Origin of the sequence: Sedimenticola selenatireducens (assembly GCF_007625115.1) — a bacterium.
Classification (GTDB): Bacteria; Pseudomonadota; Gammaproteobacteria; order Chromatiales; family Chromatiaceae; genus Sedimenticola; species Sedimenticola selenatireducens_A.
On sequence record NZ_VMNH01000006.1, the window covers coordinates 64,322 to 89,082 of the forward strand.

At 49.7% G+C, this 24,761-nt stretch carries 23 protein-coding genes; 20 read left to right on the forward strand and 3 right to left on the reverse strand.

The annotated features are described in order from the left end of the window. Positions 1 to 11: 11 nt before the first annotated feature. Entirely contained in the window at positions 12 to 1,064 is a 1,053-nt protein-coding gene (locus FHP88_RS06935; protein WP_144358307.1) for an AI-2E family transporter, read from the forward strand. A 26-nt stretch (positions 1,065 to 1,090) separates the two neighbouring features. On the opposite strand, the gene FHP88_RS06940 is transcribed toward FHP88_RS06935, so the two are convergent. The 3 genes from FHP88_RS06940 to FHP88_RS06950 all read right to left on the reverse strand — a co-directional run bounded on the left by FHP88_RS06940 (position 1,091) and on the right by FHP88_RS06950 (position 4,445). Beyond that, positions 1,091 to 1,279 (reverse strand): YgaP family membrane protein, encoded by a 189-nt coding sequence (locus tag FHP88_RS06940; protein WP_144358308.1) that lies wholly within the window; start codon positions 1,277 to 1,279, stop codon positions 1,091 to 1,093. A gap of 142 nt (positions 1,280 to 1,421) precedes the next feature. After that, positions 1,422 to 2,105 (reverse strand): Crp/Fnr family transcriptional regulator, encoded by a 684-nt coding sequence (locus FHP88_RS06945; RefSeq protein ID WP_144358309.1) that lies wholly within the window; start codon positions 2,103 to 2,105, stop codon positions 1,422 to 1,424. Positions 2,106 to 2,120: 15 nt separating this feature from the next. Next, positions 2,121 to 4,445: a response regulator gene (locus FHP88_RS06950; RefSeq protein ID WP_144358310.1), complete on the reverse strand. Its 2,325-nt coding sequence runs from the start codon at positions 4,443 to 4,445 to the stop codon at positions 2,121 to 2,123. A 279-nt stretch (positions 4,446 to 4,724) separates the two neighbouring features. On the opposite strand from FHP88_RS06950, the gene FHP88_RS06955 reads away from it, so the two are divergent. The 19 genes from FHP88_RS06955 to FHP88_RS07045 all read left to right on the forward strand — a co-directional run bounded on the left by FHP88_RS06955 (position 4,725) and on the right by FHP88_RS07045 (position 24,760). Next, complete coding sequence (locus FHP88_RS06955) at positions 4,725 to 7,535, forward strand: ATP-binding protein (protein WP_144358311.1); 2,811 nt, start codon at positions 4,725 to 4,727, stop codon at positions 7,533 to 7,535. Positions 7,536 to 7,557: 22 nt separating this feature from the next. After that, positions 7,558 to 8,850 (forward strand): MFS transporter, encoded by a 1,293-nt coding sequence (locus FHP88_RS06960; protein WP_260843193.1) that lies wholly within the window; start codon positions 7,558 to 7,560, stop codon positions 8,848 to 8,850. Positions 8,851 to 8,852: 2 nt separating this feature from the next. Continuing rightward, positions 8,853 to 9,539: a zinc metallopeptidase gene (locus tag FHP88_RS06965; RefSeq protein WP_144358312.1), complete on the forward strand. Its 687-nt coding sequence runs from the start codon at positions 8,853 to 8,855 to the stop codon at positions 9,537 to 9,539. Positions 9,540 to 9,741: 202 nt separating this feature from the next. Then, positions 9,742 to 10,263, forward strand: a complete 522-nt coding sequence (locus FHP88_RS06970; RefSeq protein WP_144358313.1) for a flagellar basal body-associated FliL family protein — start codon at positions 9,742 to 9,744, stop codon at positions 10,261 to 10,263. Positions 10,264 to 10,266: 3 nt separating this feature from the next. Further along, positions 10,267 to 11,277, forward strand: coding sequence for a flagellar motor switch protein FliM (gene fliM / locus FHP88_RS06975; RefSeq protein ID WP_144358314.1), 1,011 nt, complete (start codon positions 10,267 to 10,269; stop codon positions 11,275 to 11,277). A gap of 29 nt (positions 11,278 to 11,306) precedes the next feature. Beyond that, positions 11,307 to 11,741 carry a flagellar motor switch protein FliN gene (fliN, locus tag FHP88_RS06980; RefSeq protein WP_144358315.1) on the forward strand — a complete coding sequence of 145 codons (435 nt, stop codon included), beginning with the start codon at positions 11,307 to 11,309 and terminating at the stop codon, positions 11,739 to 11,741. Beyond that, positions 11,738 to 12,163: a flagellar biosynthetic protein FliO gene (gene fliO / locus FHP88_RS06985; protein WP_144358316.1), complete on the forward strand. Its 426-nt coding sequence runs from the start codon at positions 11,738 to 11,740 to the stop codon at positions 12,161 to 12,163. Before fliN ends, fliO begins: the two co-directional genes overlap by 4 nt. Next, positions 12,160 to 12,909 (forward strand): flagellar type III secretion system pore protein FliP, encoded by a 750-nt coding sequence (gene fliP / locus FHP88_RS06990; protein WP_144358317.1) that lies wholly within the window; start codon positions 12,160 to 12,162, stop codon positions 12,907 to 12,909. The genes fliO and fliP overlap by 4 nt, the downstream gene beginning before the upstream one ends. A 12-nt stretch (positions 12,910 to 12,921) precedes the next feature. Next, the gene (gene fliQ / locus FHP88_RS06995; protein ID WP_144358318.1) at positions 12,922 to 13,191 is read left to right on the forward strand and encodes a flagellar biosynthesis protein FliQ; all 270 of its coding nucleotides are present in this window, start codon (positions 12,922 to 12,924) and stop codon (positions 13,189 to 13,191) included. A gap of 15 nt (positions 13,192 to 13,206) precedes the next feature. Next, complete coding sequence (gene fliR, locus FHP88_RS07000) at positions 13,207 to 13,986, forward strand: flagellar biosynthetic protein FliR (protein WP_144358319.1); 780 nt, start codon at positions 13,207 to 13,209, stop codon at positions 13,984 to 13,986. Between the two features lie 3 nt (positions 13,987 to 13,989). After that, positions 13,990 to 15,126 carry a flagellar biosynthesis protein FlhB gene (gene flhB, locus FHP88_RS07005; protein ID WP_144358320.1) on the forward strand — a complete coding sequence of 379 codons (1,137 nt, stop codon included), beginning with the start codon at positions 13,990 to 13,992 and terminating at the stop codon, positions 15,124 to 15,126. 20 nt (positions 15,127 to 15,146) lie between these two features. Beyond that, the gene (gene flhA, locus FHP88_RS07010; RefSeq protein ID WP_144358321.1) at positions 15,147 to 17,249 is read left to right on the forward strand and encodes a flagellar biosynthesis protein FlhA; all 2,103 of its coding nucleotides are present in this window, start codon (positions 15,147 to 15,149) and stop codon (positions 17,247 to 17,249) included. A gap of 89 nt (positions 17,250 to 17,338) precedes the next feature. Further along, the gene (gene flhF, locus FHP88_RS07015; protein ID WP_144358322.1) at positions 17,339 to 18,613 is read left to right on the forward strand and encodes a flagellar biosynthesis protein FlhF; all 1,275 of its coding nucleotides are present in this window, start codon (positions 17,339 to 17,341) and stop codon (positions 18,611 to 18,613) included. 34 nt (positions 18,614 to 18,647) lie between these two features. Next, the gene (locus tag FHP88_RS07020; protein ID WP_335341593.1) at positions 18,648 to 19,487 is read left to right on the forward strand and encodes a MinD/ParA family protein; all 840 of its coding nucleotides are present in this window, start codon (positions 18,648 to 18,650) and stop codon (positions 19,485 to 19,487) included. 32 nt (positions 19,488 to 19,519) lie between these two features. Further along, entirely contained in the window at positions 19,520 to 20,224 is a 705-nt protein-coding gene (locus FHP88_RS07025; RefSeq protein WP_420492993.1) for an RNA polymerase sigma factor FliA, read from the forward strand. A 44-nt stretch (positions 20,225 to 20,268) separates the two neighbouring features. Next, positions 20,269 to 20,655, forward strand: coding sequence for a chemotaxis response regulator CheY (cheY, locus tag FHP88_RS07030; RefSeq protein WP_144358325.1), 387 nt, complete (start codon positions 20,269 to 20,271; stop codon positions 20,653 to 20,655). A 34-nt stretch (positions 20,656 to 20,689) separates the two neighbouring features. Beyond that, positions 20,690 to 21,403: a protein phosphatase CheZ gene (locus tag FHP88_RS07035; RefSeq protein ID WP_144358326.1), complete on the forward strand. Its 714-nt coding sequence runs from the start codon at positions 20,690 to 20,692 to the stop codon at positions 21,401 to 21,403. Between the two features lie 12 nt (positions 21,404 to 21,415). Next, positions 21,416 to 23,620 (forward strand): chemotaxis protein CheA, encoded by a 2,205-nt coding sequence (locus tag FHP88_RS07040; RefSeq protein ID WP_144358327.1) that lies wholly within the window; start codon positions 21,416 to 21,418, stop codon positions 23,618 to 23,620. A gap of 84 nt (positions 23,621 to 23,704) precedes the next feature. Beyond that, positions 23,705 to 24,760 carry a protein-glutamate methylesterase/protein-glutamine glutaminase gene (locus tag FHP88_RS07045; RefSeq protein WP_144358328.1) on the forward strand — a complete coding sequence of 352 codons (1,056 nt, stop codon included), beginning with the start codon at positions 23,705 to 23,707 and terminating at the stop codon, positions 24,758 to 24,760. Position 24,761 lies beyond the last annotated feature (1 nt).

Here is a 24,761-nt window from a genome sequence, read left to right on the forward strand (position 1 = left end):
TAGGCCACCGGATGCAGCTACTGACAGATTGGTTTAAACGTCATTTTTCAGATCCTGAGGTCATCTTTCTTGCGCTGTTTTTGCTCGCCAGTTTTGCCATTATCATTACGATGGGGGAGATGCTTACGCCTGTGCTTGCCAGCGCGGTCATAGCCTATCTTCTGGAAGGACTGGTTAGCAAAATCCAACGCATGGGCGTCCCTCGATTTACGGCAGTGCTGATTGTTTTCATTGCATTTCTGTTATTCGTTACACTGATTTTGTTTGTTTTGATGCCCGAACTCTCAAGACAGGCAACGCAACTGTTCCAACAAATTCCCGCAATGATTACCGAAGGTCAGCGCCTACTATTATTGCTACCTGAGCGTTATCCCGAGGCGCTGTCAGTTGAGCAGGTACAGGAGATAATAACCATTATTCGACGTGAGATAGCGGCAGTCGGACAGCAGGTGCTCTCCGTGTCGCTCTCATCAGTTGTCGGTTTGATTACCATTCTCGTCTATCTGATTCTGATGCCGCTACTGGTGTTTTTCTTCCTGAAAGATAAAAAGATTATCATTGATTGGGCGCTCGGCTTCTTGCCTAGCAGCCGGAAATTTGCTGATACCGTCTGGCATGATATGGATGGACAGATCGCCAACTATGTGCGGGGAAAATTCTGGGAGATTATCATTGTCGGCTCCGCCAGTTTTGTGGTTTTCACATTTATGGGACTGCAATATGCGATGCTACTGGGTGTACTCGTTGGGCTCTCAGTTATTATTCCCTACATTGGTGCTGCGGTTGTTACTTTTCCTGTAATACTGATTGCCTGGTTTCAGTGGGGTTGGGGAAATGATTTCATCTGGCTGAGTGTGGCCTATTTTGTGATCCAGGCGCTGGATGGGAATGTGCTCGTTCCTTTACTGTTTTCTGAGGTAGTAAATCTGCACCCGGTGGCGATTATTGTAGCAATACTTGTTTTTGGCGGGTTGTGGGGGTTTTGGGGGGTATTCTTTGCAATTCCTCTGGCTACACTCGTTCAAGCGGTGATCAGTGCTTGGCCAAATAGGGTGCCGTCATAAAATTAATAGACAGCACCCCTGCGTTGTTATTTTTTGGTTTTGCAGGTACTCAAGCCGAACGGCAAGTAGGCTGGGCACCAGCTTATGGCTGCAGTAAAAAGGGGAATGATACCAACGGCGCCCCACCAATTCTGTGTGGCAAGTCCCCAGGCAATTAATGCAATGCCTGCGACGGCGCGTAGTCCTCGATCGAGGCCACCCATATTCTTTTTCATTGTCTGCTCCTATGTAAACAAGTTGCCAGTGAGGCGATGCCTCATAGATCAACGGCTACAATAGTCTGTAAAGTTCAGGATGTCTGTGACAATGTCACACAAGGCAATGTGGCATCAATCGGTGGATGATTAACGTTATCCATTACTGTTCATGTTGTTTGGATTTGAGTGTGTCGAGATCGATCAGCTGTATGGCTCCTCGGGTCACTTTAATAAGATCTTCATGTTCAAAATCCTTAAGAATTCTACTCACTACCTCCCTTGAAGTACCGAGTTCTGAAGCGATTTCCTGATGAGTGACCCTGATGGCAGTACTTTCGCTCGCTGCCCTGTTGCAAAGATAAGTCGCGATTCGGCGATCCATTTTTCTGAATACCACATCCTCAACCACGTGGATTATATTGGATAAACGGGTAGCGACTAGGCTGAAGATGTAATCTCTCCATACGGCTGATTCTGAGAGCCAGGTCTGTACCGTATTGGCAGGAATGATGGCTGCCTCAACGTCTGTATCGCAAATGGCAAAGGCAGGAAACGGGATTTCGCTGAGAATGCAGGAGGCGGTGAGAATGCAGCTCTCTCCTTGGCTGATTCGGTAGAGTGTTATCTCTTTCCCATTCTCACCCAATTTATAGATTCGGGCTGTACCTTCCAGCACAATGGACAGATGGCTGCAATGATTCCCTTCATGACAGATTGGTTGTCCTTTCTGCAACTTGATTATTGAGGCTTGTGAATAGAAGCGTTGCTTGAGCTGGTCATCCTGCTGGTTAAGAAAGGGTATATGCCCAGCGAGCCTGGCGATTTGTTCATTTGGGATGCTCACACTACTTGCTCTGCCTCAGTGCCTGGTTGTGCCTGAAATTATTGGGACAAGGTCTGCCGAATCACGCCAAAGGGGTGTAATTGAAGCGGGCTCAGATCGGGCGGGTAGAATGATTTTGGCGTTGCTTTGATGTATCTGCTCAATAATTTCTGATACCTCTTTGTCAGCGGCTTCCAGTACTGGGCCCGCAATGTGTACGTAATCGGCGTGCAGATATTGGAGTACTTTGATTGCGGCGTTACTAGCCCCATAGCGTGATAGAGCAATCTTAATACCCATATCCCGGAGTTCAGAAAAGTGCTGTTTTGATACCTTTAGGTTGGCGCTTAGATCGGCTATTCGGTATTCGAATATCAGGCCGAATCCGACCATTTGACGCGCCCGAAGTTGCTTTTTCAGCCACTCGGTGATGGTGTTTTGGAAAATAGTGCTGCTGGCAAGCTCAACTAACAAGCTGATCTGTTTTCCCTCAACTCTCTTCTCTTCCAGCGTTATCAGGGCGCGTTCAACCAGCCATTGACTGACCTGAGTGGCCAGGCCTTCTTCATTGGCAAGGGATATAATCTCAGCGTTGCCCAGTTGCTTGCCATCCGGAAGTCGAAGCCGCAACTTCAGTTCATAGACCTCTGGCTCTGCTTTGTGGGGGTGGCCAAGCGCCCGGAATAGCAGTTGAAAACCATTTTCCTGTAATGCCTGCTTTAACAAGGTAGGTAGGGTGGCCTGCTTGGATGGGGCGGTTAAGCCGTCGCCTGTCTCGTAAATTTTCATCATCTGGGTGCTATGCTGAATCTCCGCGCAGGCGGCAGAGGCATTGGCCATGAGTTCTGAGGCATTGATTCCCTCCTTATGGATGAACGCAATGCCGATATGGGGCGTGTGCTTGTTTCCGTTTTTTAGTTCTTGAATTCGGGCGGAGATTTTTTCACCCAATGCGATTATGTTCTTCTGATGTGGACGCAGGACAACGATGGCTATGCTGGTTTCATCAATGCGTGAAGCGATATCCTGCTCTTCCAAAACCTCCATGATATGGTTGCCTAGGGTTGCCATAAACCGATCAAATTCAACAGGTTTATTACCCTCGGAGCCTTCATGAAGGGTGATGTACAAAACGCCGCCCAGAGTATTGCGCTGCTCTGTGTCTGTAGTCAGGGCATCCAGTTTTTCATAAAAATGGCGTCGATTATAGAGCCCTGTAACTGGATCTCTGGCGCTTGGGTAGTGTCTTTTTTTCTCCAGAATTCGCGCCCGCTCCACTCGATTGCTGATGGTACTGATCAGATGACGCGGGCGAATAGGCTTGCTGAGAAAATCATCACCACCCACACTGAGTGCCTGCAGTTGTTTATCGGTATCTTGTTCTCCGGAAAGAAAGACAATCGGGGTCATGATGAAATCGGGGTGTTCACGAATAATGGTGGTCAACTCTGTGCCGCTGGCATTAGGCATATAGAGGTCCATAAGAATGAGATCTGGGCGAAACTTATCAAGCGCATCAATTACCTTCATGGGATCTGTTATGGCCAGTGTCTTCATGCCGCTCTTTTTCAGGATAGAGGCTGCAAAGTCGGCTTGGGATTGGTCATCCTCAACCACCAGAATGCGATAGCTTTCATGTTTTGGAGAGGCCAGTTCAATGATGTTGTCAACAAGTTCCTGGGTATTAATCGGGGTCAGATAGTAGGCATCAACGCCACTTCTGAGTGCCAATAAGCGTTGTTCAAGATCTCTGGATTGGCTGAGGCAAACGATATCCACTTGGGTTTTATGACGCTCTTGTTGGATCGCCAGTTCACGATTTAAAAGGCCAATATGAGGGAGGAATTCAGCGTCGAGGATAAGTACATTAGGTAACCGTCGTTGTACCTCACCCTCAACATCGTCGGGGTGATTAAAGCTTAAGACGGTGCAATCGTGCTCTTCCAGCACATCAGTCAGGCCGGGTGCAATCTCTCTGTTTGAATGGAGAAGGTAAATGAGTCGCTCCTCCGGTTGATCAATTCCAGACTTGCTTCGGATCAGGTCCACCTCATGTTTCATCGCATTGATCAAGGTACTGCCTGTCTCTTCCTGATCTGTTGAGAGTGGGTTGTCAATGCCGATGAGGGTATTGAGGTAGACCTCCAGAGAGAAGCTGCTTTCGCTGAGACTGATTAAGCCATATTGACCGCTTGCGCCAGTTAGGCCCTGTACTTTCTGATAAAGGCTTTTGAGTCGTGAATGATCCCATTCACTGCTATTGAGTCGGCTCCAATCGCCTTTGATGCTGGCTATCCGCTCTGGGAGATGTTGGACAAACGCTGCCTTGAGTTCGCGTTCTTTTTCTTCTTTTTCAGGCATTTATACTTTTCCTAAGTATGCAGTCAAAAAATTGCTGATCCAGTACAGGGATTATCTGATCCGATGCGATAAGCGTATGCAATAAATTATAGTCTGCTATGGATCGGGTCAGTAATTTGCCTACTATTCTGAGTCTGTGGCATAACGAAGATCAGTGGTCGGCCCCTTTGCATTACTTGCCATTTTAACCGGAATGACAAGTAATGGTAGTCATCCGTAAAAGGTCGTGACAGACTGTTTTCCAAACCTGTGTTCAATTACAAAGATCATGGACTAATCATGCAAGATAGCAGGATCACCCGAGAATTGTTAATTACAATGGAGCGGGTAAGGCTCTTTTATACGGGTCTTGGCTTTGCTGGTCTAGCGACACTTTTATTGGCGGCAGCTGTATTTGGTCTAAATACTAAGGGCGAGATTAGCCAGATCAGTATGTTATCCATGGGGTTGCTGGTTGTTGGTCTTGCGCAAGTTGCTCTCTGGTATATGTGGAATCTTAATCAGCCGGATATGGTTACCGCTCGGCGGTGGGAATATTATCCTCTCCCCATCGCTGTAGTATCCGGTCTTTTATGGGGTGCAATTACAGCTTTTGCCTTACCAGGCTACCTTACTGATGCGGGCTTGCTAATACTGCTCTCTACAGCCGCCAGCGCATTGCTATCGATCATGTTTTTATCAGCGATCGATTTAATGGTACTGCTCTTCATTGCGGCTTTTCTGGCTTCGCTTTTAATCGTGATTAAGGTGTTAGAAGCCTGGCCGTCAAGCGCCATGGTAGTGTTGGTGCTTGCGCTTGTTATAGGTCTATGCCTGATAACTGCGGCATTTTCTGTACTTTTCAGTATTATCGCGAGGCTTCGTGCGGGTAAGCAAAACGTCAGTGGTAAGCTCAATCTGGCGCGTGTGGAGATGGTTGATTTGCACTCCAAGCTCAGTGACGAAGATGAGCGCCGCAGGGATGTGGAACAAGAACTTTATCTGGCAAAGGAGGCTGCAGAGACGGCTAACATGGTTAAAAGCGAGTTTCTGGCAACCATGAGTCATGAGATAAGAACGCCTTTGAATGGGATTGTCCCTCTGTTGGAGATTTTGCGGGAGTCACGGCTGGATAGGGAGCAGCGTCAGTTTGTAAATACGGCACTGAACTCCTCGTATCATCTGATGAGCATCATCAATGACATTCTGGATTTTTCCAAGATAGAGGCCGGGAAGCTCGACCTGGAGTCAATAGAGGTTAATCTACGAGACTTGGTCGAGTCTGTTGTTGCCATGATGGCAAAGAGTTCTGAGCGGCGGGGTTTGGATCTGGATTATAAGATTGCCACTGATGTGCCTGCTGTTGTGCAGGGTGATCCAATCCGACTTCGACAAGTTTTGACCAACTTGGTGAGCAATGCCATCAAGTTTACCAACAAGGGTGGCGTCATGGTGGAGGTGGCCTGTCGTGGCAATAGCCGTAAAACCATAGAAGTGGTGTTCGCTGTGAAAGATACCGGTGATGGTATCAGTCAGGAGATTCAAGCGCGTCTGTTCAGGTCATTTAATCAGGCGGATGCCTCTACCACCCGCAAGCATGGCGGGACCGGGTTAGGGTTGGTTATTTCCCAACGGTTGGTGGCGTTGATGGATGGTAAGATCGGTGTCAGGTCTGAGCAGGGAAAAGGTTCGGTTTTCTGGTTTGTGGTTCCCCTGCGTAAATCAGTGAGTGATATTCCGGCTGACCGAATAAGCCTTGAAGGGCTACGTGTCATGATCGTCGCTAGCCGTGACCGCCAGATAGACAAAATGGAGCAGTATTTAAATGCATGGAAAATTCTGCATCAACGTGAAGAACAACCGGCGCGTGCGCTGTCCAATCTGCTATCAAGTGCAACTCTGGGAGAGAGTTGGGCCTACGAATTGGTAGTTGTGGATACCAAATCTCTTGGGGGGCGATTAAATGCCTTCCTGCAGGAGATAAAAAGCACGCCAACTCTGGGCGGTTTGAAACTGCTTTTAGTAGGAGAGTCAACTCACTCAGCCAGCAAGTTGGGTGTGGATGCGATCCTGCCTCGCAACGTGAAACAGGGTGAGCTACAACGAGTATTGGAGCGCATGATGGATGTGCAAACCCCGCTGCGTGGTAGATTGATGGACGACACTGACGAGATTTCAAATCAGTTTCTTATCTCGGATAGTCAGGCGGACGCTTGGGATGAGACGGTTCCTCTGAGTAGCCTCTCGTTACCGCAGGAAGCCCCTGGTAGCCAGGTTCAGTTAATGGGGCACGTGCTGATTGTTGAGGATAATCTGGTTAATCTGAATGTGGCGAAAAAAATGTTGCTGCGCTTAGGGCTTGAGTGTGATGTGGCGCAAGATGGATTGGATGCCTTGCGGGCTATCGATCATCACCAATATGACCTGGTACTGATGGATTGTCAGATGCCACGTATGGATGGCTATGAGGCGACTCGGGCGATTCGTTTGAGGGAAGCGACCAAAGGGTTCTCCAGGCTGCCAGTGATAGCGATGACCGCTAATGCAATGGATGGGGACCGGGAAAAATGCCTTGATTCAGGTATGGATGACTATCTGGCGAAGCCGATTATGCCAGCAACCTTGAGGCTGATGCTGTGCCAGTGGCTACCCATAAATGAACAGGAGAAGGGTGAGCCAAAAGATAATCTTGAAATGCTTGAGCGCCAGAAGGTCTCTGATCAGTTAACAGCAGCACAAGCAAAAACGCATGGTAAGCAAGTTGATTCAGCTATTGATCCGTCTGTTATAGAAGAGCTTTACGAGATCATGGAGGAGGATTTCGTTGGTCTGATACTCAGTTTCCTGGATGCGGCACCTGGCCTGATCAGGGAGATTGAAGCGGGTATTTTAGACGGGGATACTCATCAGATGATCCTTCCGGCTCACTCATTAAAATCCAGCAGTGCCAATGTCGGTGCCATGTTGCTCTCAGAAATTGCAAAGCAGATTGAGCTTTCAGCACGCGAACAAGCTATTACCCATATTCCTGAACTGTTTGAGATTCTGAATGAGCGCTTTAATGTCGCCAATAAAGCGCTGCGTAAACTGTGTGAGCAGGGCCTTTCCTGACAATGAGTGAATAGGAGTTAGCGTGCCATATAAACCCTTCAAACTCTGGAGAGACAAAAAGGTCATTTCGTGGAGTTTCTATGATTGGGCTAATTCGGCTTTCTCTACAACCGTGATGGCCGGTTTTTTCCCGCTCTTTTTTAAACAGTACTGGGCGACTACCCTGGATAGCAGCGAGAGTACCTTCATGCTGGGAAGTGCAAATGCATTCGCTAGTTTGGTGGTTGTGGTGTTGGCCCCACTGCTAGGTGCCATAGCGGATAAGGGGGGCGCACGAAAGCGCTTTCTGATCTATTTTGCGATGATGGGCATTGTGATGACCGGCTGCCTCTATCTGGTGGCATCGGGCGGTTGGGGGTTGGCGTTGGTGCTTTATGTGCTGGCTGTCATCGGCTTCTCTGGGGGTAATATTTTTTATGATGCCTTGCTGGTTGAAGTGTCTGATGAAAGCTCCGTGGATCAGATTTCAGTCCTCGGCTTTGCGTTTGGTTATCTCGGGGGTGGGATATTATTTGCGGTGAATGTCCTGATGACAATCAATCCGGAGTGGTTTGGGTTGGCGGATACCGCTGCCGCAGTTAGAGCCTCCTTTCTCATGGTTGCTGGCTGGTGGGCGCTCTTTACGCTCCCAGTGCTGCTATTTGTGACGGAGCCTGTCGTACATACGTCAATGGGTCTTCGGGATAGTATTCGGGCAGGATTTGGCGAATTACGTCAGACGCTTTCACGATTGAAGCTATTGAAGCAGGCTTGGATTTTTCTGTTGGCTTATTGGCTCTATATTGATGGTGTGGATACGATTGTCAGAATGGCCGTTGATTATGGGCTTTCGCTTGGTTTCGATTCCAATGGATTGATCGTTGCTTTACTGATCACCCAGTTTGTTGGATTTCCTGCGGCAATTATCTTTGGTAGTTTGGCTGAGCGTTGGGGTGCCAGAGAGGGGATCTATCTGGCGATAGGTGTTTACCTGGCTATTATTCTTTGGGCCTATCAGATGAGTCAGGTGTGGGAGTTTTACATGCTGGCCATTGCAATCGGATTGGTTCAGGGTGGCATTCAGGCCTTGAGCCGGTCCTATTATACGCGCTTGATACCCAAGAATAAGCCGGCTGAATTTTTTGGTTTTTATAACATGTTGGGTAAATTTGCAGCCGTATTTGGTCCACTTTTAATGGGTGGGGTGAGTCTGGCAACTGGTAGTCCACGTCTCGCTATCCTTTCAGTCGCAATCTTGTTTGTGGCTGGCGCACTACTGCTCAAGTGTGTCGATGAAGAGGCGGGGAGGGCCGATGCCCTTCGTCTTGAGGGGTAACAATGCAGTTTGTACTTCTACTCATTCTGTTAGTGGTATTGATTCTTGGTCCTCAGTGGTGGGTGAAATCTGTCCTCTCACGCTACAGCAAGGAAGATCAGGGCTTTCCGGGTACAGGTGGTGAATTGGCACGGCATCTACTGAAGCGGCTCTCCTTGGAGCATGTCAAGGTTGAGTCAGCCCATGATGGCCAGGGTGACCACTATGATCCCGTATCGGTATGTGTCCGGCTTTCGCCACAGAATCTGGACGGTCGTTCTCTGACAGCGATTGTAACGGCGACTCATGAAGTGGGACATGCCATACAAGATGCGGCTGGCTATCCACCCTTTCTATGGCGCGGGCGTTTAGTCCGTATTGCTCAAGTGACCGAGCGATTGGGTTCGTTTCTGCTGTTCGCCGTTCCAGTTTTAACGCTGATTGCTCGGGCGCCAAGTGCTGGAGTGATTATGTTTTTAGCGGCAGTAAGTACGCTGGGTATTGGCCTGATTGTGCAGATGACGACCCTGCCTGTTGAATGGGATGCTAGCTTTAGACGCGCCATGCCGCTCTTAGAAGCTGGATATCTTGAACCGAGTCAATTGCCTGCAGCAAGGCGTATATTGCGGGCCTGCGCATTGACCTATCTGGCGTCTTCACTGGCCAGCTTACTCAATTTCTGGCGCTGGATGCGCCTTGTCAAACATTGACGGCCAGTACAGCTCTTTAAAGCCTGCGAATTGATCTTAGAGACGCCATTTTTTTGCCCTTTATGTTTTTTACTGGCCGTCAATTCTTTGGCGAAGGTTGTTAATGTAAGTATAAGTAATTGTATTTAAATATTAAATATGGATTATTATAGGTGGTATGCCTATTGCATAGTCTGCTGTAATCATGTGAGAGGAATAGCTCATGGCAAAAGAAAAAGAAGATGAGGATCTCGATCTGGGTGCTGAAAATGGCGGCGGATCGAAAAAGAAGCTGATCATTATTATAGCGGGGGTGATCCTGCTCCTGGTTATCGGGGGGGGTGCTGCCTGGTTTCTGTTGGGTGGAGAGGATGAGAGTGCTGAAGGCGAGGGTGTTGAGTCGGAGGAGGTTGTGCAGGAACAGCTGCCTGCGATCTATTATCCGCTCAATCCAGTTTTTGTCGTTAACTTACCGCCCGGAGGAAAGGCGCGGATGTTACAGATCGGGGTGCAGGTTATGGCAAGAGACCCTGACTTGATTGCGTTTGTAAAAAACAATGATCCTATGCTGCGACACAATCTTTTGTCCCTGTTTGGTAATCAGAAAGATTCAGCATTACGCGATAGAAAAGGAAAGGAAAAACTTCAATCTGAGGTTTTTAAAACGATTAATCAGATTCTTAAAGAACAGAAGGGGCCTGGAGAGATTGAGGCCGTGTTTTTTACCTCTTTCGTGATGCAATAAACCATGTCTGCCAGCGACCTACTTTCACAAGACGAAATCGATGCGCTATTACACGGCGTCGATGACGGAGACATTGCCACAGAGGTGGAAGATCTTGCGGATGGCTCGGCACGATCTTATGACTTTGCCAGCCAAGACCGCATTGTTCGCGGACGTCTGCCTACGCTGGAGATGGTAAACGAGCGGTTTGCCCGCTATTTTCGCACCAGTCTGTTCAACATGTTACGTCGGTCAGCAGATATCTCTGTCTCTGGCGTTCAGATGCTCAAGTTCTCCGAGTTTGTGCATAGCCTGTTTGTTCCAACCAGTCTCAACTTAGTAAGAGTACCGCCACTGAAGGGGAAGGGGCTCTGCGTGCTGGACCCAAAACTGGTATTCAGTGTCGTCGATAACTTCTTTGGAGGCAGTGGTCGTTTCCACACTAAGATCGAAGGTCGTGATTTTACCCCTACCGAGCTCAGAGTAGTACAGATGCTGCTGAATCTCGCATTTGCCGATCTTCACGAGGCTTGGAAGCCGGTATTACCGTTGACTTTTGAGTGTGTTGGATCGGAAGTTAATCCGCAGTTTGCAAACATTGTGAGCCCGTCTGAGGTTGTAGTGGTGACGTCATTCCACATAGATCTGGAGGCCGGGGGAGGGGATATGCATATCTGTCTGCCGTATTCCATGATTGAGCCCATACGTGATCTGCTGGATGCTGGCGTCCAGTCTGATCGGGGTGACAAGGATGAGCGCTGGGTGATCGCATTGAAGGACGAGATTATGAGTGTGAAGGTGGAACTTTCAAGTGTTCTGTGTGAAACCTCCATCACCATGAAAGAGCTTTCCGAGTTGAAAAAGGGTGATGTTATTCCGGTGGATATTCCACAGATCGTGGGCGTTTCTGCGGCAGATGTACCGGTCTTTTCAGGGCGGATTGGGGTATCGGATGGAAGCTATGCCATCAAGGTCGAGAAATGGATTGAACCACCTAAACATATAGGGTTACAGGACCTCCTAAACGGATCCTGATCTGTGGGTATTTGAGCTAGGGCATAATCATGAGTGATACAGATAAAGACGCAAATCAAGCATTGGCCGATGAGTGGGCCGCCGCTATGGAGGAGCAGGATGTAGTGGAAGAGAGCGTGATCCCTGCATCGACAATCGGTGGAGCGGAGTCTGCTCAGTTTCAAGAGCTGACGTCTGAATCCGGGAAAAGTGGATCAGGTGAGGTACAGTTGGACGCCATTCTAGATGTTCCGGTAACCATCTCAATGGAGATTGGCCGTACCCAAATTTCGATACGCAACTTGCTGCAGTTGAACCAAGGTTCAGTCGTGGAGTTGGATCGTCTGGCAGGTGAACCCATGGATGTGCTGGTCAATGGCACATTGATCGCCAAAGGCGAAGTCGTGGTGGTTAATGAAAAGTTTGGAATTCGCCTTACCGATATCATTAGCCCGGCTGACCGAGTCAGGAGACTGGGTAAGTGAGATCTACACAAATCCTAACGGGCTTGTTTTTTCTCCCTCTGCAAGGCATCTGTTTTGCTGAGACTGAAAAGTCGGCCGCACCTGTATTGGGTGCCTCTCCATTGAGCGGTGGGGTGTTGCTGGAAACAGCCGGTGGCTTGTTACTGATACTGTTACTTATATTTGGCCTCAGTTGGTTGGTGCGTCGTTTTGGACGACTCCCAATGGCGGCAAAAGCGGATCTGAATATTCTTGGCGGTGTCTCTTTGGGGCCTCGCGAACGAGCCGTTCTTCTGCAAGTAGGAGGCACCAAGTTATTGGTTGGCGTGGCTCCCGGCAGAGTGCAGACTCTCTATGTGCTGGGGGATGGTGAGATGACCAAGCAGGAGAGCACGCCCTTTTCTGGACAGCTTGAAACAGAACTGGCTGAGCATCAAAAATGAAAGCCCGACTCTTCCCTCTCTCGCTATTGTTAATCTGCATCTTGTTGCCGGCAGTCAGTAGTGCCGCACCAGGATTAAATGCATTGACGACGACCCCCAATGCGGATGGTAGTCAGACCTACAGCCTGAGTATACAGATCCTGTTCTTGATGACAGCATTGACTCTGCTACCGGGTGCTTTGCTGATGATGACCTCCTTTGCCCGTATCGTGATCGTGCTGGCAATTCTTAGGCAGGCTTTGGGTACTCAGAATACCCCATCGAATCAGATCATGGTGGGGCTCGCATTATTTCTTACCCTGTTCATCATGATGCCGGTATTTCAGCAGGTTTATGATCAGGGTGTTCAGCCTTACATGGAGGAGCAGATCACGGCCTCCCAGGCGCTGGAACAGGCGTCCGTTCCCATGCGTGAATTTATGCTAGGTCAGACCCGTGAGAGTGACCTCGCGTTGTTTGCACGCATTGGAAGATTTGAGGAATTTGAAACACCTGAAAATGTTCCCTTCACCGTTTTATTACCCGCCTTTGCAACCTCCGAACTGAAGACGGGATTTCAGATTGGCTTTCTGATCTTTATTCCCTTTCTGGTTATCGACCTGGTTGTTGCCAGTGTGTTGATGTCCATGGGTATGATGATGCTCTCACCACTTATTATTTCTCTACCCTTCAAAATCATGCTGTTTGTCTTGATCGATGGCTGGGCATTGTTGTTCGGCACCTTGGCCTCCAGTTTTCTGGTATAGCGAGGTAATAGTGTGACACCTGACAGCGTACTGGATATTGGACAAAGGGCATTGGAAGTGACAGTGGCGTTAGGTGCTGTGCTGTTAATTCCAGCATTGATTGTCGGTTTGATTGTGGCAATGTTTCAAGCGGCTACACAAATCAACGAAATGACGCTGACCTTTATACCCAAGTTAATCATTGTGGTTATAGTGCTGATGATGACAGGGCCATGGATGCTTCAAGTAATAATGAACTTCACCTTGAATCTGTACGAGAGCGTGCCGGAAATAATCGGCTAGCGGAGTGTTAAAGCGATGTCATTCAGTGATGCACAGATGAACGCTTGGTTGGCCGCATTTTTCTGGCCTTTCGTGCGTGTTAGTGCATTGGTTTTAGCGGCACCCATTTTCAGCTCACGGCAGACCCCTGTCATGTTTCGTATCGGCTTTGTCCTGGTACTGACATGGGTGTTGATTCCGGTTGTACCCATTTCTCCCGTTGTTGATGCTTTCAGTCATGAATCTTTTGTAATTCTGCTGCAGCAGATTCTAATCGGGATTGTAATGGGCTTTATTCTGCAGATGGTGTTTGCGGCGCTGATTTTTGGCGGGCAAGTAATTGCTTACAGCATGGGGCTTGGTTTTGCTTCCATGATGGATCCTCAAAACGGGGTGCAAGTGCCGGTTGTTTCACAGTTTTACCTGATTCTCGCTACGCTGCTCTTTTTGGTCCTGAATGGCCATTTGGTGTTGATCGAAATATTGGCAGACAGCTTCCATACCTTTCCAGTATCGATGAGTGGAATCAGTCAAAATAGCCTGTCAGAGATTGTCGGATGGGCAAGTCGAATGTTCAGTGCTGGATTATTGATGGCACTACCGGTAATGGCGGCGTTACTGCTAGTCAATTTGGGTATGGGTATTGTGGGTCGCGCCGCACCCCAGCTCAATATTTTTGCGGTTGGTTTCCCCATATCGATCCTGATCGGTTTTGTTTTGATCTGGATTACGCTGCCGGATGTTATGGGCAACTTTACAGAACTGCTGGAGGAGGGGATGGCCCTCATGCAGCGTATTCTCCTGATCGAGAGGTGATGAATGGCTGAGAATGACGACGGTCAGGAGAAGACAGAAGAGCCGACAGCGAAACGACTTGAAGACTCGAAGAAAAAGGGTCAGATAGCCCGTTCCAAAGAATTGAATACCATGGCGATTACGTTGATTGGTGGTATGGCTTTGGTGAGCATGAGTGGCAGTATGAGTGAGGATCTGTCGAATATAATGAGCAGCAGCTTCACTATTCCTCGTGTTGATATGTTTGATCCAATGGCCATGACCCGTCGGCTGGTGAGCAGTATTCAAGATGCCCTGATTATGCTCACGCCGTTCTTTGTCGTGGTGGTGGTGATTGCCATACTCAGTTCAATCGCTTTAGGCGGAATGGCCTTCAGCGGGGAGGCGATGACGCCCAAACTCAGCAAAATGAACCCATTGAAAGGGATGAAACGTCTGTTCTCTGTTAAGGGGTTGGTTGAGTTGGTCAAGGCGATGGCCAAGTTTTTCCTGGTTGGTGGTGCCACGGCATTAGTAATTTGGTTATCGATTGATTCGTTTGTCGGCTTAAGTGGAATGGCTTTGATGCCCGCTGTTAAGGAGTTGGTAAACCTGATTGGCTGGGCCTTTGTATTGATCTCTTCGACGTTGATTTTGGTCGCTGCCGTGGATATACCATTCCAGTTGTGGGACCACCGACGTCAGTTGAAGATGACGCGTCAAGAAGTCCGAGAAGAGATGAAAGATACAGAAGGGCGACCCGAAGTTCGCGGGCGTATCCGCCAGCTTCAGCGTGAAATGGCGACTCGTCGCATGATGGAGGAGGTTCCGAAGGCTGATGTCATTGTTACCAACCCAACCCACTATGCCGTAGCACTGCGTTATAACCAGGCGACTATGATGGCGCCAGTAGTGGTTGCCAAGGGCGTGGAACTGGTGGCTGCCAATATACGACGCATCGGAAGCGAGCACGAAGTGCCCATCATTGAATCGCCGGCTCTTGCCCGAGCGATCTATTTCCATACAGAGTTAGGCGAGGCCATTCCAGCAGGTTTGTACCTTTCGGTAGCCAAGATTCTTGCCTATGTGTTTCAGCTTAAGGCGCATATTCCAGGGAAAAGTAAGAAACCGACTACACCGGATGATCTCCCCATCCCTGATGAACTGAAGGTGCCGGAATAGATGTCACTGGAGATTAAATAATGGATTCAGCAGCAATCCTCAACAGTATGAAAGCCTCCGGTATGCGTGGGCTGGGTGCGCCAATCGTATTGGTGATGCTGTTGGTGATGGTAGTGATCCCGCTGCCTCCACTGGCATTGGATATCTTCTTTACCTTCAATATCGCACTGTCTCTGATTGTGGTTATGGTGGTGGTGTACACCATGCGGCCATTAGAATTCAGCGTGTTTCCGAGTTTGTTGCTGGTTGCCACACTGCTTAGGCTGGCGCTCAATGTAGCCTCGACCCGTGTCGTCTTGCTGGAAGGTCATCAAGGCGGAGATGCGGCGGGTAAGGTGATTGAGGCGTTTGGTGCCTTTGTTATTGGGGGTAACTACGCTGTTGGTCTGGTGGTGTTTGCCATTCTGGTGATTATCAACTTTGTGGTTGTCACCAAAGGCGCTGGACGTGTATCCGAGGTGAGTGCGCGGTTTACCCTGGATGCTATGCCCGGTAAACAGATGGCGATTGATGCGGATCTTAACGCTGGGTTGATTGATCAAGATGAGGCTCGGGCTAGACGAGAAGAGGTTGCGCGTGAGGCTGACTTTTATGGTTCTATGGATGGTGCGAGCAAATTTGTTCGTGGTGATGCGGTAGCCGGTATCCTTATTCTGTTTATCAATATATTGGGTGGCCTTGCCATCGGTATGCTGCAACATGATTTGGACCTCTCAACAGCGTTGCGGTTTTATGCGCTACTCACTATAGGTGATGGTCTGGTAGCCCAGATCCCCTCGCTGCTACTCTCCACCTCAGCCGCAATTATTGTTACCCGTGTGACTTCTTCAGATGAAGATATGGGTAGCCAGATTCTCAGTCAGTTATTCACCAATCCCAAGGCGCTGATAATCACGGCCAGCGTATTGGCCATGATGGGTGTCATCCCGGGTATGCCCAATTTTGCCTTTCTGACGTTGGCTGCATTGGCCGGTGCAGGCGCTTGGTGGATTATGCAGAAACAGACTCTTCAACAGGTGACGGCGACAGTCGAACCAATGCCAGAACCACCGCCTCCACCCGAGCAGAAAGAGCTTACTTGGGACGATGTGCAACCAGTAGATATTATCGGCCTTGAGGTGGGTTATCGCCTCATTCCTTTGGTGGACAAGAATCAGGGCGGGCAGTTGATGAACCGGATCAAGGGGGTTCGGAAAAAGCTTTCCAAGGAGTTGGGATTCCTCATTCAACCAGTGCATATTCGGGATAATCTCGATCTCAGTCCAGGGGGCTATCGTATCTCACTGAATGGTGTGGCGATTGGTGATGCTGAGATCTACCCTGACCGGGAGTTGGCCATCAACCCAGGGCGGGTATTCGGAACGCTTCAAGGTATCGAAACGACTGATCCCGCCTTTGGTCTGGAAGCGGTCTGGATTGAGTCGTCCCAGAGAGATCAGGCGCAGACGTTTGGCTATACCGTTGTTGATGCCAGTACTGTGGTGGCAACCCATTTGAGTGAGATATTGCAATCTCATGCCCATGAACTGATTGGCCACGAAGAAGTCCAGCAGTTGATGGATGTGTTGAGCCGAAGTGCCCCTAAGCTGGTGGAAGATCTAGTGCCGGAGGTGTTGACCTTGGGGCAACTGCTGAAAGTCCTTCAGAACCTCCTTGCTGAGGGTGTGGCAATCCGCGATATCCGCACGATTGCCGAAACATTGGCGGAGTTTGGGACCCAGAGTCAAGACCTCGGCGCTTTAACCGCCAAGACAAGGGTTGCGCTATCCCGATCGATTGTTCAGCAACTCGTTGGCCCTGTTGAAGAAATTCCTGTTGTTGTGCTGGATCCTGGATTGGAACAAATATTGCAGCAGACTATCCAGCCTGGCCAGGATGGCGGTGTTGGTTTTGAACCAGGGTTAGCGGAACAGCTACAGAAAGCACTTGCTGAAACGGCTAACCAGCAAGAAACGGCAGGGCAGGAGAGCATTCTTCTCGTGGCGGCGCCCATCAGGACGTGGATGGCACGCTTCGTGAAGCACAGCATACCGGGTATGAGTGTGCTCTCTTATAACGAGATACCGGACAACCGCAAGATCAAGGTGGTTGCCACGGTGGGCAGGCCAAGTGGAGAAACATGAGGCAGCCGATGCGTAACGATCAGTAGAGATACGCCAACATTTAATTCAATGGCGTTTGATCGAAGTGCCGGCTGCAGGGAATGCAAGGTATGAAGATTAAACGTTTTTTTGCATCTGATATCAGACAAGCGCTGCGACAAGTTCGTGAAGCGCTCGGCTCTGATGCGGTCATCCTTTCTAACAAGAAGGTTGATGGCGGCATTGAACTGGTTGCGGCGATTGATTATGACGCTACAGCCTTTATGCCACAGGCGGAGCCAACACCAGAAACGTCCTATACACCCGCTCAAATAACGCCTAAGTCTTCTCGTACTGAAAGTCCAAGTCATCCAGAAAAGCTGGCTAAGGCATCGGTCTCCTTGTTAAAAGAGCCTGGGATGGTTGAGGCTCCGGTTAAAAAAATCCCTCCGAAAGTTGAGTGGTCACAGGACCCTGTCCTGGTTGAGATGCGTCAAGAGATGAAAGCACTCCGCCGTATGCTGGAAAACGATCTTTCTGGTTTGAGTTGGCGTGAGATGGGTGATCACCGACCTGAGACTCAGGATCTGTTTCGCCGACTGATGTCACTTTCCATCACGCCTGATATCTGTAGCCAATTGGTTGAGAGTGTGACGAATGTTGAGACAGCCGATCAGGCATGGCGAAAGGCTCTTTATTACTTGGCAGCAAAATTGGAAACAGTGAGTGATGATCTTCTCGATCAGGGCGGTATATTTGCTTTAATCGGCCCCACGGGTGTAGGTAAGACCACTACCATTGCCAAACTTGCTGCTCGATTTTCATTGCGCCATGGTAATCGCCAAGTAGCGCTTATCTCTACCGATAATTATCGAATTGGTGCGCAAGAACAGCTCAATACCTATGCGCGAATATTAGATGTCCCGGTTCGTTCAGCCGGCACTCGAGAAGAGTTGGCCGTAGCGCTCAATGCACTGAAAGGAAAACGGTTGATACTGATTGATACGGCGGGCATGAGTCAACGTGATGTCAGGCTGAGTGAACAGCTTTCCTTATTGGATGTCGCTGGTCAGGGCGTTCAGAGTTTCCTGACACTTTCTGCAGCAACGGATTACTCCTCAATGGAACAGGCAATCGCTGCGTTTGGGGCGGCCAAACCGGCTGCTTGCATACTTACCAAGATTGATGAAGCCGGTTCGCTGGGTGGTGCCTTGTCTGCATTGATACATAAATCATTGCCACTGGCCTTCATGACGGACGGACAAAAGGTGCCAGAGGACCTCCATCTTGCACGCTCACATACATTAGTCAGTAAGGCCGTGGCGTGCAGTACCGGAGGAGGGGAGTATTCGGATGAATACTTGGCATTAGCATTGGGAGGGGCGAGGGCAAATGCTCATGGTTGATGCAATAACAGATCAGGCCGCAGGATTGAGACGAATGGTACAACCTACGCCCGTACGAGTAATCGCAGTTACCGGTGGTAAAGGTGGTGTCGGAAAGACCAACGTCTCAGTCAACCTGGCTGTTTCTTTGGCAGATATGGGCCGGCGCGTGATGTTGCTGGATGCCGATTTAGGGCTTGCCAATATCGACGTGGTATTGGGCCTGCACCCCAAATACGATCTCTCTCATGTGCTCAGTGGTGAGCGGACCCTCGAAGAGGTCGTCTTGGAAGGACCCTCTGGTATTCGTGTCGTGCCGGGTGCCTCAGGTGTACAGCAGATGGCTGAGCTGAGTGAGGCTGAACATGCAGGCCTGATACGGGCCTTCAGTGATGTAGGGGGTGACCTGGATTTTCTGATAATCGATACGGCTGCGGGAATCTCTGATACCGTGGTGAGCTTTAGTCGAGCGGCCCAGGAGTTGATTGTTGTGGTTTGTGATGAACCTGCGTCTATTACCGATGCCTACGCAATGATTAAGCTACTTAACCGAGAGTATGGTTTGGATCGTTTTCGTATTCTGGCGAATATGACGCGCACGGTAGAAGAGGGCCGAAACCTTTATAACAAGATGTGTCGGGTCACAGATCAGTATCTGGATGTTATGCTTACTTACATGGGCAGTATCCCTTATGACGAGAATCTGAGAAAGGCTGTAAAAATGCAAAAACCTGTGGTTCAGGCCAATCCGCGCAGCCATATTGCAAAAATATTCAAGAATCTTGCACAGAAGGCCGATAACTGGCCTATACCAGAGGGTGCTAGCGGACACCTGCAATTCTTCGTAGAGCGGCTGATTCAATATACGAGCCACAACGGGGAGATAGGACGGTGAACGGACTGGCTACCTATAATGCGATTCAGGAGATGGACTCCGATACCTTGGTTAATCGGCATGCACCGCTGGTTAAACGTATCGCCTACCATCTTATGAATCGCCTGCCGCCCAATGTACAGGCGGATGATCTAATACAAGCAGGGATGATTGGCCTGCTTGAGGCGAGTCGAAACTATGATCCCAGTCAGGGTGCGAGTTTTGAGACTTATGCCGGGATTCGTATACGCGGCGCGATGCTGGATGAGATCCGTCGCAGTGATTGGACGCCTCGATCAGTGCACAGGAAGGCACGCATGGTGGCAGATGCCATGCGCTCGATTGAGAACGAGCAAGGGCGTGATGCGCGGGATGTGGAAGTGGCAGAGGTCCTGGATATGAGTTTGGTCCAGTATCATCGCATCTTGCAAGATGCATCCGGTTGCCGGATTTTTAGTATAGAGGAGTTGCAGTCAGTTGGAGAGCTTCCCTATGAAGGCGGTAACAGTGACATCAGCGGACCGTTTGATGGAATGCAGAAGGATGCCTTCAAAAAGGCATTAGCTGAAGCCATAGCAGGTTTGCCAGAGAGGGAACGTTTGGTTATTGCTCTCTACTATGACGAAGAGATGAATTTGAGGGAGATAGGTCAGGTGCTCGGGGTGAGTGAGTCGAGAGTCTGTCAGATACACAGCCAGGCAACATTGCGATTGCGCTCCCGCCTGGCAGATTGGTTGTCCGATACAGATCCAGTCTGATCGGTTTATGTGTGTGAGTAACGGCATCGAGTTTGGAGGTTGCCTTGAATAAAAACATGAAGATTCTCGTTGTGGACGATTTTTCCACGATGCGGAGGATTATTAAAAATCTACTTCGGGATCTCGGGTTTACCAATACGCATGAAGCAGATGATGGTAATACCGCGCTGCCGATGCTGCAGTCTGGTAATTATGATTTCCTGGTGACGGACTGGAATATGCCCGGTATGACGGGGATTGATTTGCTAAAAGCAGTTAGGGCCGATGCTAATCTGGTGAAGCTGCCGGTGTTGATGGTAACTGCCGAATCCAAACGCGAGCAGATCATCGAAGCAGCCCAGGCTGGCGTCAATGGATATGTGGTCAAGCCGTTTACCGCGGTTACCCTTGAAGAGAAGATCAATAAGATATTTGAACGTGTTGGGGGCTAACTGTCAGCATGAACAATCCAGCAGGAGATTGAGCATGGATAGTGATGAGCGGTTAGCCTTGGCCGAAGAGTTGGTTACTCAACTTAAGGCAGGTAACGAAGCAGAATCATCGTCTATTATCTCGAAGCTTTCAGATTGCATAGAGAGTGAACTCTTTGTCGAAGTAGGTAGACTGACGCGAGAGTTACACGAGGCGATTAATGAATTCTTGATTGATCCACGAATCAACGAGATGGCGCAAGTCGATATTCCGGATGCCAGTGAGCGACTCTCTTATGTCATCACCATGACGGAGAAATCGGCAAATACAACGCTTGGCGCTGTTGAGGCTGGATTGCCATTAGCCGATGATCTGGGTGAAAAAGCCAGAGATATCTCAGCAAAATGGGAGCAGTTCTGTAACCGGGAGCTCTCAGTCGATGATTTCAGAGTACTCAGTAAAGAGTTGGCGAACTTTCTCGCTTTAACGACGGAGCGATCCAAACAGCTTCATAGCCATATGACGGATGTCCTGATGGCACAGGATTTTCAGGATTTGACCGGGCAGATTATTCGCCAAGTCATCACGCTAGTACATGATGTCGAAGATAAGTTAGTGCAGCTGGTCAGGATATCCGGCTCAAAATTGCCAGAAAAACAAAAAGATGCGCATAAATTGGAAGGCCCAATCATCCCTGGGATTGACCAAGGTAACACGGTCAGTGGACAGGATGATGTGGACGATTTGCTTTCCAGTCTGGGCTTTTAGAGGTGTCAGTACATGGCCATTGATTTAGATGACGAGATCCTTCAGGACTTCCTGGTAGAAGCAGGAGAAATTCTGGAGCAGCTGAGCGAACAGCTTGTTGATCTAGAGCAGCGCCCGGATGATTTTGATCTGCTAAACGCGGTGTTTCGAGGATTTCATACGATCAAGGGAGGCGCCGGTTTCCTAAGTATCGATCCGCTGGTCAATGTGTGCCATGTCTCTGAAGATGTGTTTAATGTACTGCGACAGGGGCAGCGCAACGTCGATGCTGTTCTAATGGATGCGGTTCTGCAAGTGCTGGATGTTGTGAATGAGATGTTCGCCCTGGTGCAGTCGGGTGAAGAGCCCGAAGAGGCCAGTCCCGAATTGCTCGAAACCCTTGCGCGGTTGGCGATTCCCGAGAGCGAGAGTGTAGGGGAAGAGGCCCCTGACACTGAGGTCGCTGAAGTGGAAGAGGTGATGGCTGAAACAGAGCAGGCCGCATCCACTCAAGCGATTCAGGATCCTGCGCTCGGCGGTGGTGACGAGATCACGGAAGACGAGTTTGAGGCGTTACTTGATCAACTCCATGGAACCGGTAAACATGCCGGTGTTCCCGCGGAGCCGGCTGTAACTCCTGCGGCAGCCCAGACGAAACCCGCTCCTTCAGCCAGTGATGAAATTACCGAAGACGAGTTTGAGAATCTGCTTGATCAGCTACATGGAAAGGGGCAATTTGGTGGTGCTCCTGCTCTAGGTGATGCACCGTCTTCTAAAGAAACGGTCAAAGCCGCTTCGAAGCCGCCTGCTAAAAAACCTTCGTCGGATGAAATTACCGAAGAAGAGTTTGATGCACTCCTTGATGAATTACACGGTAAAGGTCAGTTTGGTGTAGTCAATAATGGGGCATCCGCTCCATCCCAGACTGCTGAGAAAAAACCTGTCGCCGCTCCCAAGAAGGCCGCACCTGCTGCGGCAAAAGCAAAGCCCGAAGCAACTATTAAGCGCCCAGCGCCGGCAAAAGAGGAAGACGACAAAAAACAGGCCCTAGCCCGTAAAGCCGCACCCCAGGCAGAAACCACCATTCGGGTCGATACGGCTCGGTTGGATGAGATCATGAACATGGTGGGTGAATTGGTGCTGGTCAGGAATCGTCTCGAAACCCTCAAGGCAAAATTGGGTGACGAAGAGGTAGCGACAGCGGTAGCCAACCTGGATGTGGTGACATCGGATCTGCAAAATTCTGTTATGAAGACCCGCATGCAGCCGGTGAAAAAGGTGTTCGGGCGATTCCCTCGTGTTGTTCGAGACCTGGCAAGGAGCTTGAAGAAAGAGATTGATTTGGAACTGCACGGAGAGGATACCGATCTGGATAAGAACCTGGTCGAAGCGTTATCTGATCCGATGGTGCATTTAGTCCGTAATGCAGTTGATCATGGTATTGAGAGTCCCGATGAACGAGAAGCCGCTGGAAAGCCTCGCAAGGGTACGGTTGTACTCTCTGCGGCGCAGGCGGGTGACCATATACTCTTAACCATCGCGGACGATGGTAAGGGGATGGACCCGGACGTATTGCGCCGCAAGGCCGTAGAAAAAGGCATGATGGACGAAGAGGCCGCCGCCCGTCTGGATGATAAAGATTGCTATAACCTGATTTTTGCGGCTGGTTTTTCGACCAAGACTGAAATTTCCGATGTCTCCGGACGTGGTGTCGGTATGGATGTGGTCAAGACCCGTATTGCCCAGATGAATGGTCAGGTGGAAATTGATTCTGAATATGGTAAAGGCAGTCTGATTACCATCAAACTCCCTCTGACGCTGGCGATTCTACCGACATTGATGGTTGTTTTGGGTTCCCAGCCGTTTGCACTGCCTTTAGCGAGTGTGGTGGAAATATTCAATCTCGACCTTCGGCGTACCCATATAGTTGATGGTCAACTCACGATCATGGTTCGTGAGCGTGCATTACCACTCTTTTACCTGCATAAATGGTTGGTTCCAAAAGCAACACGGGAAAATAGAGAAGCCGTCGGTCATGTGGTAGTGGTGACTGTTGGTAATGCCCAGGTAGGCTTGGTTGTCGATCATCTGATTGGGCAGGAAGAGGTGGTGATTAAACCATTAGGTGCCCTGCTTCAGGGGCTCGACGGCATGGCAGGGGCGACGATCACGGGCGATGGTAATATCGCTTTGATTCTGGATATCCCGGGGCTAATGCGAAAATATGCGCGTCGCTAAGCTGACAACTATTGGTGCCAAGAAAACAGCAGGTATTCTGGAAGCAATTCGATCCTGTCATGGTCCCTGTTGGATTACGCTCTGATGGTTGCTTCTAAGGTTCGTGTACTGGTTGTTGATGACTCATCTTTCTTTCGAAGAAGGATTGCTGAGGCTCTGGGTAAGGATCCGGGGATTGAAGTCGTTGGTTTTGCTGGCGATGGCCAGAGTGCAATAACTGAAGCGCGCCGGTTGAAGCCGGATGTTATTACCATGGATGTGGAGATGCCAGTGTTGGATGGCATTAGCGCGGTGAAGCGTATCGTGATGGAAAATCCCATACCCATTCTTATGTTCTCCTCCCTGACTCATGAAGGGGCACGCGCAACACTGGATGCCTTGGAGGCCGGTGCGGTTGATTTTCTACCCAAGCAGTTTGATGAAGGGCGCGGCCGTGATGCGGCTAGCCAACTCGCGCGTAGAGTGCTGGCAATTGGTTCACGCGGGGTTATGCGTCGACTGGGAACCATTATCAGACCACAGCCTGCGGTAAGAGATCTTCCGCGAAACGTAGCACCCGTATCCAGAAAGGGTACTCATAAACTGGTAGCGATTGGTGCCTCTACAGGGGGGCCGGTTGCTATACAGACGTTATTGACAGGACTGCCTGAAAATTTCCCTTTACCCATCATTCTCGTGGTGCACATGCCGGCCAGTTTTACCCCAGCCTATGCAGAGCGCCTCGATTCACAGTGCGCCATTCATGTAAAAGAGGCGGCCGATGGTGATCTGCTGCAAGCCGGTAGTGCCTATCTTGCTCCAGGAGGGAAACAGATGGTGTTTGAACAGCGCGGTGATGGGCTTGTTGTGCGAATTAGGGAGAGTACTTCCGATCAGACATATAGGCCCTGCGTCGACGTCAGCTTTGGATCATTAGCTCGACTAGTACCGGGAAGAATCCTGGCGATTATTCTTACTGGCATGGGTGCTGATGGAAAACAGGCGGCCCGTGCACTCAAGGAAGGGGGATCAACCGTGTGGTCGCAGAGTGAAGAGAGCTGCGTGGTCTTTGGTATGCCTCAAGCCGTCGAGAAGGCCGGACTGTCTGATCGGGTGATATCGCTCAGCGATATGGGTCCCTGTTTAATCAAGGCGGTGTAGT

Bases quoted from the DNA above. Each gene is read 5' to 3' on its own strand.
- FHP88_RS06935 (WP_144358307.1), top strand. From the start codon at position 12: ATGCAGCTACTGACAGATTGGTTTAAACGTCATTTTTCAGATCCTGAG.
- FHP88_RS06940 (WP_144358308.1), bottom strand. From the start codon at position 1,279: ATGAAAAAGAATATGGGTGGCCTCGATCGAGGACTACGCGCCGTCGCA.
- FHP88_RS06950 (WP_144358310.1), bottom strand. From the start codon at position 4,445: ATGCCTGAAAAAGAAGAAAAAGAACGCGAACTCAAGGCAGCGTTTGTC.
- FHP88_RS06955 (WP_144358311.1), top strand. From the start codon at position 4,725: ATGCAAGATAGCAGGATCACCCGAGAATTGTTAATTACAATGGAGCGG.
- FHP88_RS06965 (WP_144358312.1), top strand. From the start codon at position 8,853: ATGCAGTTTGTACTTCTACTCATTCTGTTAGTGGTATTGATTCTTGGT.
- FHP88_RS06970 (WP_144358313.1), top strand. From the start codon at position 9,742: ATGGCAAAAGAAAAAGAAGATGAGGATCTCGATCTGGGTGCTGAAAAT.
- fliM (WP_144358314.1), top strand. From the start codon at position 10,267: ATGTCTGCCAGCGACCTACTTTCACAAGACGAAATCGATGCGCTATTA.
- fliN (WP_144358315.1), top strand. From the start codon at position 11,307: ATGAGTGATACAGATAAAGACGCAAATCAAGCATTGGCCGATGAGTGG.
- fliP (WP_144358317.1), top strand. From the start codon at position 12,160: ATGAAAGCCCGACTCTTCCCTCTCTCGCTATTGTTAATCTGCATCTTG.
- fliR (WP_144358319.1), top strand. From the start codon at position 13,207: ATGTCATTCAGTGATGCACAGATGAACGCTTGGTTGGCCGCATTTTTC.
- flhB (WP_144358320.1), top strand. From the start codon at position 13,990: ATGGCTGAGAATGACGACGGTCAGGAGAAGACAGAAGAGCCGACAGCG.
- flhA (WP_144358321.1), top strand. From the start codon at position 15,147: ATGGATTCAGCAGCAATCCTCAACAGTATGAAAGCCTCCGGTATGCGT.
- flhF (WP_144358322.1), top strand. From the start codon at position 17,339: ATGAAGATTAAACGTTTTTTTGCATCTGATATCAGACAAGCGCTGCGA.
- FHP88_RS07020 (WP_335341593.1), top strand. From the start codon at position 18,648: ATGGTACAACCTACGCCCGTACGAGTAATCGCAGTTACCGGTGGTAAA.
- FHP88_RS07025 (WP_420492993.1), top strand. From the start codon at position 19,520: ATGGACTCCGATACCTTGGTTAATCGGCATGCACCGCTGGTTAAACGT.
- FHP88_RS07035 (WP_144358326.1), top strand. From the start codon at position 20,690: ATGGATAGTGATGAGCGGTTAGCCTTGGCCGAAGAGTTGGTTACTCAA.
- FHP88_RS07040 (WP_144358327.1), top strand. From the start codon at position 21,416: ATGGCCATTGATTTAGATGACGAGATCCTTCAGGACTTCCTGGTAGAA.
- FHP88_RS07045 (WP_144358328.1), top strand. From the start codon at position 23,705: ATGGTTGCTTCTAAGGTTCGTGTACTGGTTGTTGATGACTCATCTTTC.